The sequence below is a fragment of the Yoonia sp. genome (assembly GCF_017854565.1).
In the GTDB taxonomy this organism is placed as follows: domain Bacteria; phylum Pseudomonadota; class Alphaproteobacteria; order Rhodobacterales; family Rhodobacteraceae; genus Yoonia.
Map to the genome: position 1 here is coordinate 19,457 of NZ_JAFMHJ010000003.1, position 14,909 is coordinate 34,365.

General features: G+C 61.7%; 18 protein-coding genes. 13 read left to right on the forward strand and 5 right to left on the reverse strand.

Annotated elements, in window-relative coordinates:
• Window positions 1-284 precede the first annotated feature (284 nt).
• The 4 genes from QZ196_RS02385 (at window position 285) to QZ196_RS02400 (ending at window position 2,337) form a co-directional block, all read left to right on the forward strand.
• Window positions 285-644, forward strand: coding sequence for a spore germination protein GerW family protein (locus QZ196_RS02385; RefSeq protein WP_296423497.1), 360 nt, complete (start codon window positions 285-287; stop codon window positions 642-644).
• A 9-nt stretch (window positions 645-653) separates the two neighbouring features.
• Window positions 654-1,205, forward strand: coding sequence for a DUF2953 domain-containing protein (locus QZ196_RS02390; protein ID WP_296423499.1), 552 nt, complete (start codon window positions 654-656; stop codon window positions 1,203-1,205).
• Window positions 1,202-1,456 (forward strand): hypothetical protein, encoded by a 255-nt coding sequence (locus tag QZ196_RS02395; protein ID WP_296423501.1) that lies wholly within the window; start codon window positions 1,202-1,204, stop codon window positions 1,454-1,456. The genes QZ196_RS02390 and QZ196_RS02395 overlap by 4 nt, the downstream gene beginning before the upstream one ends.
• 167 nt (window positions 1,457-1,623) lie before the next feature.
• The gene (locus tag QZ196_RS02400) at window positions 1,624-2,337 is read left to right on the forward strand and encodes an acylneuraminate cytidylyltransferase family protein (RefSeq protein WP_296423503.1); all 714 of its coding nucleotides are present in this window, start codon (window positions 1,624-1,626) and stop codon (window positions 2,335-2,337) included.
• Here the strand turns inward: QZ196_RS02400 and QZ196_RS02405 are convergent.
• Window positions 2,334-3,041, reverse strand: a complete 708-nt coding sequence (locus QZ196_RS02405; protein ID WP_296423505.1) for a tyrosine-protein phosphatase — start codon at window positions 3,039-3,041, stop codon at window positions 2,334-2,336. The two genes, QZ196_RS02400 and QZ196_RS02405, sit on opposite strands and share 4 nt — an antisense overlap.
• Before the next feature lie 130 nt (window positions 3,042-3,171).
• On the opposite strand from QZ196_RS02405, the gene QZ196_RS02410 reads away from it, so the two are divergent.
• The 6 genes from QZ196_RS02410 to QZ196_RS02435 all read left to right on the forward strand — a co-directional run bounded on the left by QZ196_RS02410 (window position 3,172) and on the right by QZ196_RS02435 (window position 9,508).
• Window positions 3,172-4,203: an N-acetylneuraminate synthase family protein gene (locus QZ196_RS02410; RefSeq protein ID WP_296423508.1), complete on the forward strand. Its 1,032-nt coding sequence runs from the start codon at window positions 3,172-3,174 to the stop codon at window positions 4,201-4,203.
• Window positions 4,196-4,984, forward strand: coding sequence for a glycosyltransferase family 25 protein (locus QZ196_RS02415; protein ID WP_296423509.1), 789 nt, complete (start codon window positions 4,196-4,198; stop codon window positions 4,982-4,984). Before QZ196_RS02410 ends, QZ196_RS02415 begins: the two co-directional genes overlap by 8 nt.
• Entirely contained in the window at window positions 4,981-5,739 is a 759-nt protein-coding gene (locus tag QZ196_RS02420) for a hypothetical protein (protein ID WP_296423511.1), read from the forward strand. Before QZ196_RS02415 ends, QZ196_RS02420 begins: the two co-directional genes overlap by 4 nt.
• A gap of 83 nt (window positions 5,740-5,822) precedes the next feature.
• Window positions 5,823-6,965 carry a UDP-N-acetylglucosamine 2-epimerase gene (neuC, locus tag QZ196_RS02425; protein ID WP_296423513.1) on the forward strand — a complete coding sequence of 381 codons (1,143 nt, stop codon included), beginning with the start codon at window positions 5,823-5,825 and terminating at the stop codon, window positions 6,963-6,965.
• Window positions 6,949-8,223: a glycosyltransferase N-terminal domain-containing protein gene (locus QZ196_RS02430; RefSeq protein ID WP_296423515.1), complete on the forward strand. Its 1,275-nt coding sequence runs from the start codon at window positions 6,949-6,951 to the stop codon at window positions 8,221-8,223. Before neuC ends, QZ196_RS02430 begins: the two co-directional genes overlap by 17 nt.
• The gene (locus QZ196_RS02435; RefSeq protein ID WP_296423517.1) at window positions 8,216-9,508 is read left to right on the forward strand and encodes a glycosyltransferase N-terminal domain-containing protein; all 1,293 of its coding nucleotides are present in this window, start codon (window positions 8,216-8,218) and stop codon (window positions 9,506-9,508) included. The genes QZ196_RS02430 and QZ196_RS02435 overlap by 8 nt, the downstream gene beginning before the upstream one ends.
• Here the strand turns inward: QZ196_RS02435 and modC are convergent.
• The 4 genes from modC to QZ196_RS02455 are packed head-to-tail and all read right to left on the reverse strand — an operon-like array spanning window position 9,505 to window position 13,194.
• Complete coding sequence (modC, locus tag QZ196_RS02440; RefSeq protein ID WP_296423519.1) at window positions 9,505-10,566, reverse strand: molybdenum ABC transporter ATP-binding protein; 1,062 nt, start codon at window positions 10,564-10,566, stop codon at window positions 9,505-9,507. The genes QZ196_RS02435 and modC overlap by 4 nt on opposite strands.
• Complete coding sequence (modB, locus tag QZ196_RS02445; protein WP_296423521.1) at window positions 10,566-11,261, reverse strand: molybdate ABC transporter permease subunit; 696 nt, start codon at window positions 11,259-11,261, stop codon at window positions 10,566-10,568. Before modB ends, modC begins: the two co-directional genes overlap by 1 nt.
• A complete protein-coding gene (modA, locus tag QZ196_RS02450; protein WP_296423523.1) occupies window positions 11,258-12,028 on the reverse strand; it encodes a molybdate ABC transporter substrate-binding protein in 771 nt (256 codons plus the stop codon). Before modA ends, modB begins: the two co-directional genes overlap by 4 nt.
• A gap of 8 nt (window positions 12,029-12,036) precedes the next feature.
• Window positions 12,037-13,194: an acetoin utilization protein AcuC gene (locus QZ196_RS02455; protein WP_296423526.1), complete on the reverse strand. Its 1,158-nt coding sequence runs from the start codon at window positions 13,192-13,194 to the stop codon at window positions 12,037-12,039.
• 33 nt (window positions 13,195-13,227) lie between these two features.
• On the opposite strand from QZ196_RS02455, the gene QZ196_RS02460 reads away from it, so the two are divergent.
• The 3 genes from QZ196_RS02460 to QZ196_RS02470 are packed head-to-tail and all read left to right on the forward strand — an operon-like array spanning window position 13,228 to window position 14,844.
• The gene (locus QZ196_RS02460) at window positions 13,228-13,746 is read left to right on the forward strand and encodes an NUDIX hydrolase (RefSeq protein WP_296423528.1); all 519 of its coding nucleotides are present in this window, start codon (window positions 13,228-13,230) and stop codon (window positions 13,744-13,746) included.
• Window positions 13,747-13,774: 28 nt separating this feature from the next.
• Complete coding sequence (locus tag QZ196_RS02465) at window positions 13,775-14,179, forward strand: DUF1178 family protein (RefSeq protein ID WP_296423533.1); 405 nt, start codon at window positions 13,775-13,777, stop codon at window positions 14,177-14,179.
• A 14-nt stretch (window positions 14,180-14,193) separates the two neighbouring features.
• Complete coding sequence (locus tag QZ196_RS02470) at window positions 14,194-14,844, forward strand: SDR family NAD(P)-dependent oxidoreductase (RefSeq protein WP_296423536.1); 651 nt, start codon at window positions 14,194-14,196, stop codon at window positions 14,842-14,844.
• Window positions 14,845-14,909 lie beyond the last annotated feature (65 nt).

Here is a 14,909-nt window from a genome sequence, read left to right on the forward strand (position 1 = left end):
GCAGATAGGGCAAGTTTATTCCCACATTTTCAAATGACTATAGGCTTATTGTCTGCGTGGCGAAATAGCGTTGCAGCGCCGATTTGACAAAAATATGCGACTCTTTGCCGGTTGGGGCGCCCGATTGCAGCTATCCAACCACGATTCACCCTGCGTCAACCAAGCCGGTGGCATCACCCCCGACCGCGATTCGCGCAGCCCGGCAAACGGTTGACGTAAATCAATCAGGCCTGCGCCGAAGCCGATATCAACGGCACCAACATCAACCCGAACCGGAGCATGCAATGACAAACGTCGAACAACTCCTCAAGAATACAGTCGAAGAGCTTGACCGTCTCCTGAACGCCAAGAACGTGCTGGGTGATCCGATTGAAAAAGACGGCTCGACCATCATTCCGATGGTCAGCTATGGCTTTGGCTTTGGCGCTGGCGGCACCTCGGGGACCAAAGCAGGCGACGGTGGCGGCACGGGCGGCGGTGGCGGTATCAAACCGATCGGTGCCATCATCATTGATGCCAAAGGCGCCCGCGTCGAGGCGGTCAAGGGCGCCATGTCGGGGCTGGCCGAGGCGCTGGGGGATGCCGCAGCACACGCGCTCGACAAGCCGTCAAAGCGTGACCGCGGATCTGCCGCGCAAGATTAGGGTGGTCCGATGTTGACCGCCCTCATGGTTCTGAGCTGGCTCATCGCTGCCTTTCTGGCCATTATCGTCCTGTTTCTGGCCCTGCCCCTCAGGTTGCGATTGTCATTTCAGAGCGACCCCGCCATGCGGTTTTTCATTGTCGTGTGGCCGTTTGGCGGGGTCTTTTTTCCACTGCGCATTTTCGACAGCACACGACGCCAGCCGGCATCGGCCAAAAAGAAACCTCGGAAAAAGCCTGATCGGACGCGCCGTAGCCGGGCCATTCGGGCAGGTGCGATCACGCAATTGCCCACAGCACTGGGCCAGATGGTCAGCGCCGTTCATATCGAAAAGCTGCATATCGACGCCGAATTCGGGTTGCGCGATCCGGCTGACACAGGGATTATCTATGGGCAACTGACCCCGCTGATCTACGCGGTTGGCGGTGACATCACACTGCGCCCGAATTTCAGTGCGGCCTGCTTGCGGGGGGCCGCCGAGCTAAGTGGCCGGGTGATCCCAATTGTCTTCCTGTGGCCCGTCGTCGGCTTGCTTTGGCACGCTTTCGGCCCCGCGCGATGACATATACCCTGAGCGATCCGCTACAGATTGGCGGTCGTACGCTCATCGTGGTGTCGCGCGGCACGACCCATGCGCGACAGGTGGGTGCAACCATGCTGCTGCACGGCAACAAGACCCCGGTTTATGTACTCATACGGCACAACGGCCATATCACCGTGTTGGACATGGACGGGGCCAGCGTGGCCCCGGCGGCAATGCAGCGCCTTTGCCCCGGTGCCTTGCAGCGGATACGCGAGGCTCCAAAGGACTGAGCCCCGCAAGAAACACCACTTGCGGACAGACTGCTTGTGTCAGCCACCGGGGCGTCTTCCCGCTCGCAAACCACCGCTGGGGATGCCTGCGCGACAGCTGGCAGATCGTCATTGACCGCAGCGCCCTTGTTGGTCAAAGGTCCGCATCACAGCCGGAGTAATACAGCATGATCATTGGACACATTGGCGCCCGCGCAGGCAGCAAGGGCGTACCGAACAAGAATTTTCGCATGCTGCACGGAAAGCACCTCATCGACTGGTCACTCGACCAGCTTTTTGACAGCGATCGGGTGGATCACGTGGTTGTTTCGACCGATTCTGAGGAAATCCATGCCCATGCGATCAAACGCGGTTGCCGCGACATCGGCCTGCGGCCCGCCGCACTTGCCACTGACACGGCGGCCAAATGGCACGTCTGGCAACATGCTCTGGCCGAGGTCGAAAAACAAACCGGCCCAGCGGATGCGTTTCTGGATCTGGACTGCACATCGCCCCTGCGTCTGCCGCAGGATATCGACGCAGGGCTCGACCTTTTTGCACGCGCCCAGCCGGACATGGTGATGTCGTGCTGCGAAAGCCGCAAAAACCCGTATTTCAACATGCTGGAGACCGACCAAAATGGCGCGCTGCAGGTTTCAAAACCCCTGCCCCACGGCGTCGTCGCGCGACAGCAGGCGCCGATGGTCTATGATCACGTGGGCCTCGTGTATGTGGTGAAACCGGCCTACCTGCGCACCGCGCAACGCCTGTTCGAAGGGCATGTCATCCCGCTGATCGTCCCCAACGAACGCGGTTTGGATGTGGACAGCCCCTTTGACTGGGACGTGATCGCATTCCTTCTGGGGCGCCAGATTGCCGAAGGCCTGCGCGCGCCAGCCTAACGCCAGCCCTGCCAGAACCGCAGCCCGGCCTGCTTGGCCGCAAAGCTGGCGGTCAATCCGTCAGGGTCGTATTCCGTCGTGATCCAATCATCAATTGCAATCGGTGACTGGGCCAGGCGCGCGGCGTAAACATCCAGAAAATGGTCCAGAATCCCCGTGCTGGTACGACGGATATGCAAGTAACGGAAACTCAACTGCTTTTGCGCGACCGCAAGCGGGGCACCTTCGTGCAGCATCAGATAGATCGCAGCGGCCAGCCCGGTCCGGTCGGCGCCTGATTTGCAGTGCATCAAAAACGGTCGCTCAATGGTATCAAATGCCGCCATCACCGCGACCAGCTCTTTCACCATTGGCGCGCGCCGCGCCGCCATCTGCGTGGTCACCAGGGTCATGCCAAGCGTCTCGCAGCTTTCCACCTCGAACAGGTAATGCGGCTGTTGCGCAACGCCGCGCAGGTTCAACACCGTCTTGATCCCCAGGTCGGCGTATCGCGTGAAACGTGCGTGATTGGGATGGTTCGACCGATACGCACCGGGGGCGAATTCCACAAAATTGTGCCAGTGTTTGCGCAGAATGCCGTGGTCAAGCCAGTTCAAATGGCGTTCCGACCGCTTCCGCTCGATTAGATCGGTGATGTCATGGCCAAACGACGCGCGCAGATCGCGCTCTTTCTCGTCCAGTATTTGAAAAAGTTTGCGAAGCATGCAGCGCCTAGTATCACGGGTTTTGCCTCAATTGGACCATGACGCGGGGCAATGCAATGGCTTGGGACAATTGCCCCCTTGCGACAAACACAATAGACATCGTTCAAACCCACAAGGCAGGAGCCGAGAGATGAAAATAGCAGGCCGCGACATCGGACCAAAGCACCCCCCGCTGGTGATCGCCGAAATCGGGATCAACCATGGCGGCGATCTGGCCGTGGCCAAGGAAATGGTCCGCCTTGCCGCAGGGTCGGGATGCGAGATGATCAAGCACCAGACCCACATCATCGAAGACGAGATGACCCAAGAGGCCAAGTCGATCTTTCCGCCCAACGCCGATGTGTCAATCTGGGATGTCATGGCAGCCTGCGCGCTGTCGCTTGAGGATGAGACGGAGCTGAAACGCTATACCGAAAGCCTTGGCATGATCTGGATTTCGACACCGTTCAGCCGGGCGGCCGCCGATTTTCTGTACGATCTGGACGTCCCCGCCTTCAAGATCGGGTCGGGCGAGGCAGACAACCTGCCGCTGATCCGGCATATCGCGCGGATGGGCAAACCTGTGATCATGTCCACCGGCATGCAAAGCATCGAAACGATCCGCGCTTCGGTCGATATCTTGGACAAGGCGGGGATCGAATACGCCCTGCTGGAATGTACAAATCTTTACCCGTCACCGCCGGAAATCGTTTCCTTACAAGGCGTTACAGACCTCAAAAACGCATTCCCCAATGCGGTCGTGGGATTTTCAGACCATTCCATTGGCCCGGAAATGGCGCTGGCTTCGGTGGCCCTTGGGGCCTGCATCCTTGAACGGCACTACACCGATACGCGCTACCGCAAGGGGCCCGATATCATCAATTCGATGGACCCGTCCGAACTGCGCCATATCATCGACCGATCGCGCGAAATCCACACCGCCCTGATGAACCCCAAACAACGCACCGCCGCCGAAGAAGACGTGTACCGCTTTGCCCGCGCCTCTGTCGTCGCAGACCGTGATCTGCCCGCAGGCCATCTGATCACCGAGGCCGACATCTGGGCGCGCCGCCCCGGTTCGGGCGAAATTGCGGGCTTTGATTTCGACAAGGTCGTGGGCAAGACAACCACCCGCGCCCTGCCCCGCAACACCCAACTGAAATGGAGCGATCTGGATGGCTGACGCACCGCTGACACGCGCGGATGTGGGGATATGGCTGATCAATCTGGCCCGCGACAGCGACCGGCTGGCGGGCATGAAAACACAGCTAGATGCCATGGGCCTGACCTATACCCGTTTTGACGCGATCTATGGCAAGGATCACGCCGCCGAACTGGCCAAGCGCGCCGACGCCGCCGCCTACGCCCGCAATATGGGCAGCCCGATCCTGCCCGGCAAGATGGGCTGCTTTGCCAGCCATGTCGCCGTCTGGGAGGCGTTTATCGCCTCGGATTACAAGGTCGCGCTGATCCTAGAGGACGACGTGGTGTTCCACGATGATTTTCTGGCCAGCCTTGATACCGCACTGGCCGGTGCGGCCCATTGGGACACGGTCCGGTTCAACTGTATCCGCGCCAAACTGCCGATCAGCCAGGGCAAGCTGGGCGATTACACCCTCAACGCCTACGTCGGCCCGTTTACGGGCAACGCCACATATTTGCTGAAAAAGGATGTGGCCGCCCGGATCATGCCCAACCTGTGGCCGCAAACCCGCGCCCTTGATCACGAACTGAACCGCTTTTTCAAACACGACTTCCGGCAATTCGGGCTAGAGCCGTTTTCATCCCACGTAGACGACGGCAACGTCAGTTCGATCACCGGGACCGGGTTCGCCGATGTGCATAAATTCAAATGGTACAAACGGCTGCCGCATTACCGCTTGAAGGCCGCAAATTATTTCAGGCGGGCGTGGTGGCTGGCAAGGAATGGCCATCTGCGGCCCAACAAAAAGGAATTACGTTGAAACTCCATTTTCAGCACATCCGCGACACTACGAACGTCGGTGACAGGTCCTGTTCCCCCTTCGATTATTTTGATTGGGGGGATGCGACGGTGTCTGACGTTCGCGAAAGTAATACGCCGGACCACGACATCGGCATTTATGGTGGGGGTAAAATTTTTGGCGGTCTGTCGTCGTACAAAGGCGTGCAACGCGGAAACGGTCGTTTGAATATCGCATGGGGCGTGGGCACGTTAAGCACTTTTTCAATCTCACTACGCTACTACAGATCCCGCAGGCTCATGGATTTGATCGGGTCGCGTGACTACGGCGACGAACGTTTTGACTATGCCCCGTGTTCCAGTTGCATGGCGCCGTTTTTCGACACACCCCCTGCACCCGTACACGATGTCGTGTTTTACGCCCATGCCGGCAAGACCACAGGCATGTGTTTGGATATCCCCAAACATATCCCAGTTTTAACAAACGCCTGCGCCGACTTGGAAACCGCATTGCAGTTCATCGCCAGCGGGAAAACCGTCGTTTCAAATTCATATCACGGCGTTTATTGGGCGCTGCTGATGGGGCGCAAGACACTTGCTGTGCCATTCTCAAACAAGTTTGGACACTATCGCGAGCGGCCCCACTATGCGACTGCGAAAAACTGGCGGGACGAGATCACGAATGCCGTTGCGCGGCCAGAAATGCTGTCACTGGTCCGTACTGCGACCCAAAAATTCAAGACCACAATAGACGATCAGATAGCGCAGAAATCCTGACCACCATACTTCCCGATTAAGCTTTGTTCCCATTCGCGCTTCTTACCGCTAGATTGCTGCAAAACGTGGGGCTTGGCAGAACAGTGACCGGACAACAGACAACGCAGCATTCCATCCTTTTCGTCACCGGAACCCGGGCCGATTTCGGCAAGCTGGAACCCTTGGCGACCGCGACCCGTGACGCGGGTTTCGCGGTGTCGTTTTTTGTCACCGGCATGCATATGCTGGACCGCTACGGCCTGACCAAGCTTGAGGTGCACCGCACCCCCGGCGTGCAGGTGCACGAGTTTTTGAACCAACGCGCCGGTGATCCACAGGATATGGTGCTGGCCAAGACCGTCATCGGCTTTTCCGACTTTGTGAAAGAACACCAACCCGATCTTGTCGTGATCCATGGTGACCGGGTCGAGGCGCTGGCCTGCGCGCTGGTCTGTGCGACCAATTACATTCGCTGCGCCCATATTGAGGGGGGCGAAGTCTCTGGAACCATTGATGAAATCTATCGGCACTGTAACAGCAAACTGGCCAGCGATCACTTTGTTTCATCCGATGACGCCGCCCGCCGCGTGATGTCACTGGGCGAGGCATCGGGCCGGATTCACGCCATCGGGTCGCCCGAACTGGACTTTCACGCAGGCCCGTCCGGCGTGACCATGCCGCAGGTCCAAACCCGCTATGATATCGCGTTTGATGACTTTGGCATCTGCGTGTTCCACCCCGTCACATCCGAAATGGGCACCATGGGCCAACAGGCTGCGGCGCTGTTTGGCGCACTTGCCGGCAGCGGCAAGAACTTTGTGGTCATCGCGCCCAACAATGACCCTGGTTCGGCAGATATCTTTGCCGCGATTGATCAACTGCCCAAGGATCGGTTCCGCGTCCTGCCGTCCATGCGGTTCGCGCATTTCTCGGAATTGATGAAAAATGCCGCCGTCATGGTCGGCAATTCCTCTGCTGGGGTGCGCGAGGCGCCGTTCATCGGGCTGCCATCGCTGGATATCGGCACACGTCAGACCAACCGGGCCAAATCGCCCTCCGTGTTTTTTGCCGATGCAACGGACACGGGGGCCATTGCCGGTTTCCTGCGCGACCAATGGGGCCAGTCGTACCCCCGGCACGACGCCTTTGGCGGCGGCAGCGCGGCGGGTCGGTTCGCGGCCATCTTGCAACAAGACACATTCTGGGATGCGCCGCTGCAAAAGACATTCCATGACGCCGCCGACTGACATGAAGCGCGGATATCTACTGCGGCTTTATCTGCTGATCAGCTACGCCTTCCCGCTGGTCGCCCCGCGCCTGCTGCGCAGACGTTTGGCCCGAGGCAAAGAGACCCCGGCGCGCTGGACCGAAAAGCTGGGGCAATCGCTGGGGCCGCGCCCCGATGGCCCGTTGATCTGGCTGCATGGCGTGGGGCTGGGCGAGGTGTTATCGCTGCGTGGGCTGATCACGCGGCTGGCCGACGCGCGGCCCGATGCATCATTCCTCGTGACCTCGACCACTGCGGCCTCTGCACAGGTCTTTGCCAAGAACCTGCCGCCGCGCACGCTGCACCAATTCCTGCCCATCGACGCCCCCCCCTATCGGCGGCGGTTTCTGGATCACTTCCGCCCCGATCTCTGCGTCTGGGCCGAGCAGGACATCTGGCCCGGTTTCGTCAGTGACGCCGCCCGGCGCGGCATCCCCCAAGCCGTGATTGCCGCTCGGATGAACGCAAAATCCCACCGGGCCCACCACAGGGCCCGCAGCCTGTACCGCGACCTCTACCGCGCCATGGCGCGTGTCACCGCCCAAGACAGCGCCACCGCAGGCCACCTGACACAGCTTGGCGCACGCGGGCCCGTCGCGATCACCGGGTCGCTGAAACCCGGCGCGGTACCGCTGGCCTGCGATTGCGCCGAACTGCACCTTATCGCCGGGGCGTTTGCCGGGCGCACCGTCTGGGCCGTCGCACCGTCCCACCGGGCTGATGAAGACATCGCGCTTGCCGCCCATGATCTGCTGCGTCAAACCGACCCGACCGCCCTGCTGATCATCGCGCCGCGCTTTCCTGATCGGCGGGACGCGATCGCAGCCGCCTGCCACCTGCCCCTGAAACGCCGTTCCAGAGGCGAATTGCCCGACATCGACGACGCGATCTGGCTGTGCGACACGTTTGGCGATCTTGGCCTGATTTACCGCCTGACCCCGACCGTTCTGATTGGCGGCACCTTTGATAACACCGCAGGCCATAACCCATGGGAGGCCGCCGCGTTGCACACGGCCATCCTGCACGGACCCTGCGTCGGGAATTTCGCCACCGACTTTGCCATGCTGGACGACGTAAATGCCGCCCGGCGTGTCAACGATGCACCGCAACTGGCCCAAGCCGTGCAATCCCCCGGATCGCTGGCCCATAACGCCACGCAGGTCATTGCCGCAGCCAGCACGCAGACCGACACGCTCGCCCGGGATTTGCTCAAACTGCTCGGTTCCGCGCATGGCTGACCGCTTCCCCGACCGCAGACTTCGCGCAGGCCTGATCGTCTATGGCGTCCTTTGGTGGGTCCTGATGCCGGTCATCCTGCTTTACCTCAGGCGCCGTGGCCGCAAAGATCCGCTTTATGCAAAACACATCGCCGAACGCTTTGGCCGCTATCAGTATCCCCACAAGGGCGCGGTCTGGGTGCATGCCGTCTCGCTGGGGGAAATGCGTTCGGCCACACCGTTGATCCGGGCGCTGCTGGCGCAGGGCGAAACCATCGTCACGACCCATTTCACCCCCGCCGGACGGCGCGAAGCCACGCGCGAATTCGCCGCCGAAATTGCCGCAGGTCAGGTGCAGGTGATCTGGGTCCCCTTCGAATACGGCTTTGCCTATCGGCGCTTCCTGACCCAATTTGCGCCGAAATACGGCTTGGTGATGGAGATCGAGATTTGGCCCCGCATGATCATGGCGTGCCACCGCCACGGCACGCCGCTTTTTATGTGCAACGCGCAATATCCTCAGAAAAGCTTTGACAAAGACACCGCCGGACTGGGCCTGCGCGCGGCCTTGCTCCAAGGTTTTGCGGGCGGCTTCGTCAAGTCGCAGGACCAACGCAGCCGCTTTGCCGCCGTCGGCATGCCAAACCTGCACGTCACCGGAGAGTTGCGTTTCGACCAGCCGATCCCGCAGGCGCATCTGGATGCCGCCGCCAGGATCCGCGACCGGCTGACAAAGGGGCGGCCCAGCTTTACCCTGACCAGCGTGGTCGAAGGCGAGGACGCGCTTTACATCGACATGATCCGCCAGACGCCAGATGCGTTTTTCGTCTATGTGCCCCGCGCGCCGGAACGCTTTGATGACGTGGCGCAGATGCTGGACAACGCCGGCCTGACCTATGCCCGCCGGTCAACCCTGCTGGATGCGGACCTTGCCCTGACCGGCGATGCGCCTGCCGTCGATGTGCTGCTTGGCGATACCATGGGCGAGATGTATTTTTACCTTGGCCTGTGCGACCGGGCCATTGTCGGCGGCGGCTTTGTCACCAAAGGCGCGCATAATATCATTGAACCGCTGGCCCTGAAAAAACCCGTCATTGTCGGGCCGCACATCTGGACCATCGCCTATCCTGCGACCGACGCGATCGCCGCCGGGGTTTGCACCCATGTCCTGACCCAAGACGCGCTATTGGACACCGTCCAACATCCCCCCCCGGTCACCGACGCGCAGATCACCCGGTTCTATAATGACCATGCAGGCGGCGTCGCGCGAACCCTGAACGCCATCAAGGCCGCGCTGAACCCCTAGCCGCCGACATCTTCGGGTCCAACGGCTGTGGCCTTGATGATCGCATAGACCTGCTGCCCCACGGCCAGCCCCATCCGCGTCGCACTGCGCCGGGTCACACGCGCCAGCAACTTGTCATTGCCCGCACGCAGGCCCACCGCAACCCCCGGTCCACGCCCTTGTTCCAGCGCCGTAATCGTCACCGGCAGAATGTTCAGCGCACTGATCCCCGTGGGCGCGGTGCGCGACAGGATGACATCCTGCGCCGGAATACGCAGTCGCACCCGGTCGCCCAGCTTGCCAAACGACCCCGGCAGCAAAATACGGCCCCCCGAAAACGCAAGCTCGGTCAGCCCATCATCCAGCAACCGCCCCGCCACCTTGGTCATGATCACCGCACCGGCATCGCGCACGCCCAGCAATGGCACTGCCTCGGGGCGCGACAACACGTCACCCACCGGACCATTGGCGACCACCCGGCCGGCGTCAACGATGACCAGCGTCGTGGCCAGCCGCGCCACCTCTGACACATCATGGCTGACATATAGAATGGGGATCTGCACCGCATCGCGCAGGCGCGCCAGATAGGGCAAAATCTCGGCCTTGCGCGGGGCGTCGAGTGCGGCAAGTGGTTCATCCATCAGCAATATCTGCGGATTGCTCATCAATGCGCGCCCCAACGCCACGCGCTGCCGCTCACCGCCGGAAAGCCCAGCCGGGCGACGGCCCAGCAGATCACCAAGGCCCAGAACCTCGATCACGCGCGCCGCGTCATGGCTGCCGCCATACGACAGATTGCGGGCGACCGTCATATGCGGAAACAGGCGTGCATCCTGAAACACATAGCCCACGCGCCTGCGCTGCGGCGGCAGGTTGATCCGCTGTGCACGGTCAAAAAGCACCTGATCGGCCACCACAATCCGGCCTGCGTCAGGGTCCGACAACCCCGCAACCGCATTCACGACAGACGTTTTGCCCGACCCCGACCGCCCAAAAATCGCCGTCACCCCGGCGGGTGCTGTAAACGCGACATCCAGCGCGAAATCACCCAGGCGTTGCTGAATGGCAATCTGCAACATCAGCGACCTACCCGGCGGGCCACGCGCCGCGCCAGCCATTCCGAAATCATCAGCGCACCCATCGCCAGAACCACCGACACGATGACCAGCCGCAGCACCGCCGGTTCGCCGCCGGGCACTTGCAGCAACCCATAGATCGCCGATGGAATCGTCTGGGTCTGCCCCGGAATGGCCGCCACAAAGGTTATCGTCGCGCCAAATTCGCCCAGCGCCTTGGCAAAGCCCAGAACAGCCCCCGCCAATACCCCCGGCAGGATCAACGGCAGGGTAACGGTCGCGAAAATCCGGCGTTTTGACGCACCCAGCGTCGCGGCGGCATCCTCCAGTCCGGGATCGACGGCCTCGATCGCCAGCCGGATCGCACGCACCATCAGCGGAAACGCCATAATCGCCGCCGCCAGCGCGGCACCGGTCCAGCGGAACGCCAAAGTAATGCCAAATATATCATAGAGCAGCGCCCCGACCGGCCCTTGGCGGCCAAAGACAACCAACAACAGATAGCCCGTCACCACCGGCGGCAACACCAACGGCAAATGCACCAAGCCATTCAACAACTGCCGGCCCGGAAACACCTTGCGCGCCAGCACAAAGGCCACCCAAACGGCAAGCGGCAGCGCGCCCAGCATCGCCACCAGCGCCACCCGCAGCGACAGCCAGATCGCCGCCCATTCCGCCGGTCCGAACATATCCGTCATTCGACACTGTCCACCGGCGGCAAAAACCCGGCCCCCGCAAAGGCCGCACGGCCAGCAGGCCCATGCAGGAACGCCAGAAACGCCGCCGCCTCGGGCACCGCACCGCGTGTCAGGGCCGCGACATAGCGGATCGGCTGATGGCTGCCGCCGGGAAATGTCGCCACGACACGCACGCCGTCGCTGACCCGCGCGTCAGTGGCATAGACGATCCCCAATGGCGCCTGCCCGCGCGCCACCAGCGCCAGCGCCGCACGGACATTGTCCACCTCGGCCAAACGATCCGCCATATCCTCCCAAAGGCCCAGCGATATCAGCGCCTGCTTGGCATAAATCCCCGCAGGCACGGCCTCGGTCAGGCCAGCCGCGATGCGCCCATCGCCCAAAGCGGCGCCAATGCCGGCGATGTCCAATACGACATCCGCCATATTCGCCGCGCCAATCATCACCAGATCATTGCTGGCCACATCCCCGATGCTGTCAGGCCGGACATGCCCGCCATCCACCAGCACGTTCATCCAATCGACGTTGGCCAAAACCACCAGATCAGCCGGCGCGCCCAGCGCGACCTGCCGGGCCATCGTCCCGCTGCCGCCATAGCTGACCACGACATCGCCAAATTCCACCGCCAGCGCATCCAGCGGCTCTTTCAGGCTGGCAGCCGCAAAAACGACGACCTCGGCCCGGGCGGGGCCAGAGACAAGACAGCAAACAGCAAGGGAAAACGCGCGGATCAACATGGCGCGACTATCCGGCGGTTGCGGGGCCATGGCAAGGGTCAGACCCACGCCTTTATGCGGGCCGCCAGCGCATCGGCGCGTTGTCGCACATCGGGGTCAATCGGGCCGTGGCGCGGCGCATCGCGCAGGGTCGTGATCCAATGCGGCTGCGGCAGATGCACCCGCTGCGGTCCCGCCCAATGCAATGCCGCCAAAACGTCCTGTGCCGCTTGCGGCAGCACATCGGGCACCTCGGCACCCACCAGCGTCGCCCAAACACCCGCCCACAAACGGCCCACCGACCACGGGTTATACCCACCCCCACCCAGCACCAGATAACGCAGCGCAAGCGGACGCAGCGCCGCCACAATCGCCCAATGGGCATTATTTGACAGGGCAAGCCGCGATTGCGGGTCCTCTGTCACCGCGTCCGCCCCGCATTGCAGCACGATGGCATCAGGCCGAAACCCGGCCACCAGCGGCAGGATCACGCGGTCACGGATCAGCGCCATATCATCGTCATGCAGGCCCGCAGGCACCGGCAGATTGAACACCTGCCCCGCACCGCGATCAGTCAGCGCGCCGGTCCGGGGCCAGCGGTTCTGCTCGTGGACCGATACCAGCAACGTATCGGGATCATCGGCAAAGGCATGCACGACCCCGTCGGGATGATGTGCATCAATGTCAACATATGCGATCCGGGCCGCGCCACTGCGGCGCAACGACTGAATGCCCAGCACCGGATCATTCAGATAGCAAAACCCGTTTGCGCGGTCGGGCATCCCGTGATGCGTCCCCCCGGCAGGAGCATAGATAACACCGCCACGCGCCAGTAATTCACCTGCCAACAGCGATGCACCCGCCGATGTGGCCGGGCGACGATACATCTGCGCAAACACCGGATTTGACGGTGTGCCCAACCCATGCCGGTCGCGCACATCGTCGGTGACAGCCTGCGCCGCCTCGGTTGCCTGCAAGGCCGCGATATATGCGGGCGTGTGAAACCCCATCAACGCCGCAGGCTTGGCCCGTGGGCTGGTGATAAACTGGGCCGCTGGCAACCACCCCATCGCACGGGTCAGGTCCATGACCGTCGACACACGCGGCACACGCAGCGGGTGCCAGGCGCCGTAACTGGAATGGCGATAAATCTCCGAGCCGATAAATCGCGGCAAGGGGGTTGTGGGCGTGCCCGCTGCGTGAATAACTGGTGTCATATCGCGGATGTAACCCAAATTCAGATCGGCACCATGGCGAAATTATCTGCACACCAATTACCGCTGAAAATCCGCGCCGGGGACAAAACCGATGTGCGGGCGCAATTTGCGGCCCTGTGCTGGCGGATCAAAGACGGCAAGGTGCAGATCTGCCTGATTACCAGCCGCACCCGCGGCCGGTGGATTCTGCCAAAAGGCTGGCCGATGCACAAACAGACACCCGCCTCTGCCGCCGCAACCGAAGCCTTCGAAGAGGCGGGCGTGACAGGCGATGCCTCTGACACCTGCCTTGGCGTCTACACCTATACCAAACCGCTGCCCGCCGGCGAGGCGCCGATCGTCACGATGGTCTATCCGCTGCATGTCACAAAGACACACAAGATTTGGCCCGAAAAGGGCCAGCGCCGCCGCAAATGGTTTGGCCAGCGCAAGGCGGCCAAACAGCTCTCTGAACCGGACCTGCAGCGTATCGTGGCAATGTTCCAACCGCATCCCGTTGCGACCGATGCGACCAATGCGGGCATTGCGGCGCCCGCGAAAAAGCCTATCTAATGCACAACCGCAAACGCTACAGGTGCACATGATCCGGTTCCATCTCAAATGCGACCACGACCACGGGTTCGAAAGCTGGTTCCAGTCCGGCGAAGCCTTTGACAAGCTGGCCGCGGCACGGATGCTGGCTTGCACGACCTGCGGGTCAACGACCATCTCAAAATCCATTATGGCCCCGGCGGTCAGCACGACATCTGACATCACAGCGCCGCGCGCCACCGAAGCGGCGTTGGCCAAACTGCGCGAAACCGTCGAGACAAACTCTGATTACGTCGGTGCCAGCTTTGCCAAAGAAGCGCGCGCAATGCATGACGGCACCAAACCCGAACGGCCAATCTACGGCGAGGCAAACCTGCAAGAGGCGCGCAAGCTGGTCGATGACGGTATTCCCGTCATGCCGCTGCCGTTCATTCCACGCAAGAAAAGCCACTAACCAAAGGACCCGCTATGACCATCGTGATCACCGGTGCAAACCGTGGCATCGGCAAAGCCCTGTTTGATGGCTATATCGCGCAGGGCGACACCGTCATTGGCACCCACCGCCAACCAGATGCAGGGCCAATGCGCCAGCTTGACGTGACCGACCCTGCGTCCCATGCGTCACTGGCCTGCGCCTTTGGCGAAACGGCGGTTGACCTGCTGATCTGCAACGCGGGCATCTATCCCGACAAAGGCCAGTCGCTTGACGATGGCTACACCGCCGATATGTGGACCAGCGGCTTTGCCACGAACGTGACCGGCGTCTTTCTGACGATCCAGACCCTGTTGCCGCATCTGCGCCGGGCCAGAGCAGGCAAGATCGCCATCATCTCATCGCAAATGGCGTCGGACACGCGCGCGCCCGGTGGCAGCTATATCTACCGGGCCAGCAAAGCCGCCGCACTGAACCTCGGGCGCAATCTGGCTGCCGATCTGGCCCCCGAAGGGATCAGCGTCGGCATCTATCACCCCGGCTGGGTGCGCACCGACATGGGCGGCAGCGCGGCAGCCATCGACACGGACGCAAGCGCCACCGGCCTGATCGCACGGTTTGCCGCCCTGAGCCCCGCAACAACGGGTTGTTTCGAAACATGGGACGGGCAAATACACCCCTACTAAATGATTGCTCTTCAGGGTCCCTGTCATTAAAGGGAATGCGGATCAAACGACCTCGAACTGCCAAG

Bases quoted from the DNA above. Each gene is read 5' to 3' on its own strand.
- QZ196_RS02415 (WP_296423509.1), top strand. From the start codon at position 4,196: ATGGCTGACGCACCGCTGACACGCGCGGATGTGGGGATATGGCTGATC.
- QZ196_RS02410 (WP_296423508.1), top strand. From the start codon at position 3,172: ATGAAAATAGCAGGCCGCGACATCGGACCAAAGCACCCCCCGCTGGTG.
- QZ196_RS02435 (WP_296423517.1), top strand. From the start codon at position 8,216: ATGGCTGACCGCTTCCCCGACCGCAGACTTCGCGCAGGCCTGATCGTC.
- modC (WP_296423519.1), bottom strand. From the start codon at position 10,566: ATGTTGCAGATTGCCATTCAGCAACGCCTGGGTGATTTCGCGCTGGAT.
- modA (WP_296423523.1), bottom strand. From the start codon at position 12,028: ATGGCCCCGCAACCGCCGGATAGTCGCGCCATGTTGATCCGCGCGTTT.
- QZ196_RS02385 (WP_296423497.1), top strand. From the start codon at position 285: ATGACAAACGTCGAACAACTCCTCAAGAATACAGTCGAAGAGCTTGAC.
- QZ196_RS02405 (WP_296423505.1), bottom strand. From the start codon at position 3,041: ATGCTTCGCAAACTTTTTCAAATACTGGACGAGAAAGAGCGCGATCTG.
- QZ196_RS02470 (WP_296423536.1), top strand. From the start codon at position 14,194: ATGACCATCGTGATCACCGGTGCAAACCGTGGCATCGGCAAAGCCCTG.
- QZ196_RS02460 (WP_296423528.1), top strand. From the start codon at position 13,228: ATGGCGAAATTATCTGCACACCAATTACCGCTGAAAATCCGCGCCGGG.
- QZ196_RS02390 (WP_296423499.1), top strand. From the start codon at position 654: ATGTTGACCGCCCTCATGGTTCTGAGCTGGCTCATCGCTGCCTTTCTG.
- QZ196_RS02400 (WP_296423503.1), top strand. From the start codon at position 1,624: ATGATCATTGGACACATTGGCGCCCGCGCAGGCAGCAAGGGCGTACCG.
- modB (WP_296423521.1), bottom strand. From the start codon at position 11,261: ATGACGGATATGTTCGGACCGGCGGAATGGGCGGCGATCTGGCTGTCG.
- QZ196_RS02430 (WP_296423515.1), top strand. From the start codon at position 6,949: ATGACGCCGCCGACTGACATGAAGCGCGGATATCTACTGCGGCTTTAT.
- QZ196_RS02455 (WP_296423526.1), bottom strand. From the start codon at position 13,194: ATGACACCAGTTATTCACGCAGCGGGCACGCCCACAACCCCCTTGCCG.
- QZ196_RS02395 (WP_296423501.1), top strand. From the start codon at position 1,202: ATGACATATACCCTGAGCGATCCGCTACAGATTGGCGGTCGTACGCTC.
- QZ196_RS02465 (WP_296423533.1), top strand. From the start codon at position 13,775: ATGATCCGGTTCCATCTCAAATGCGACCACGACCACGGGTTCGAAAGC.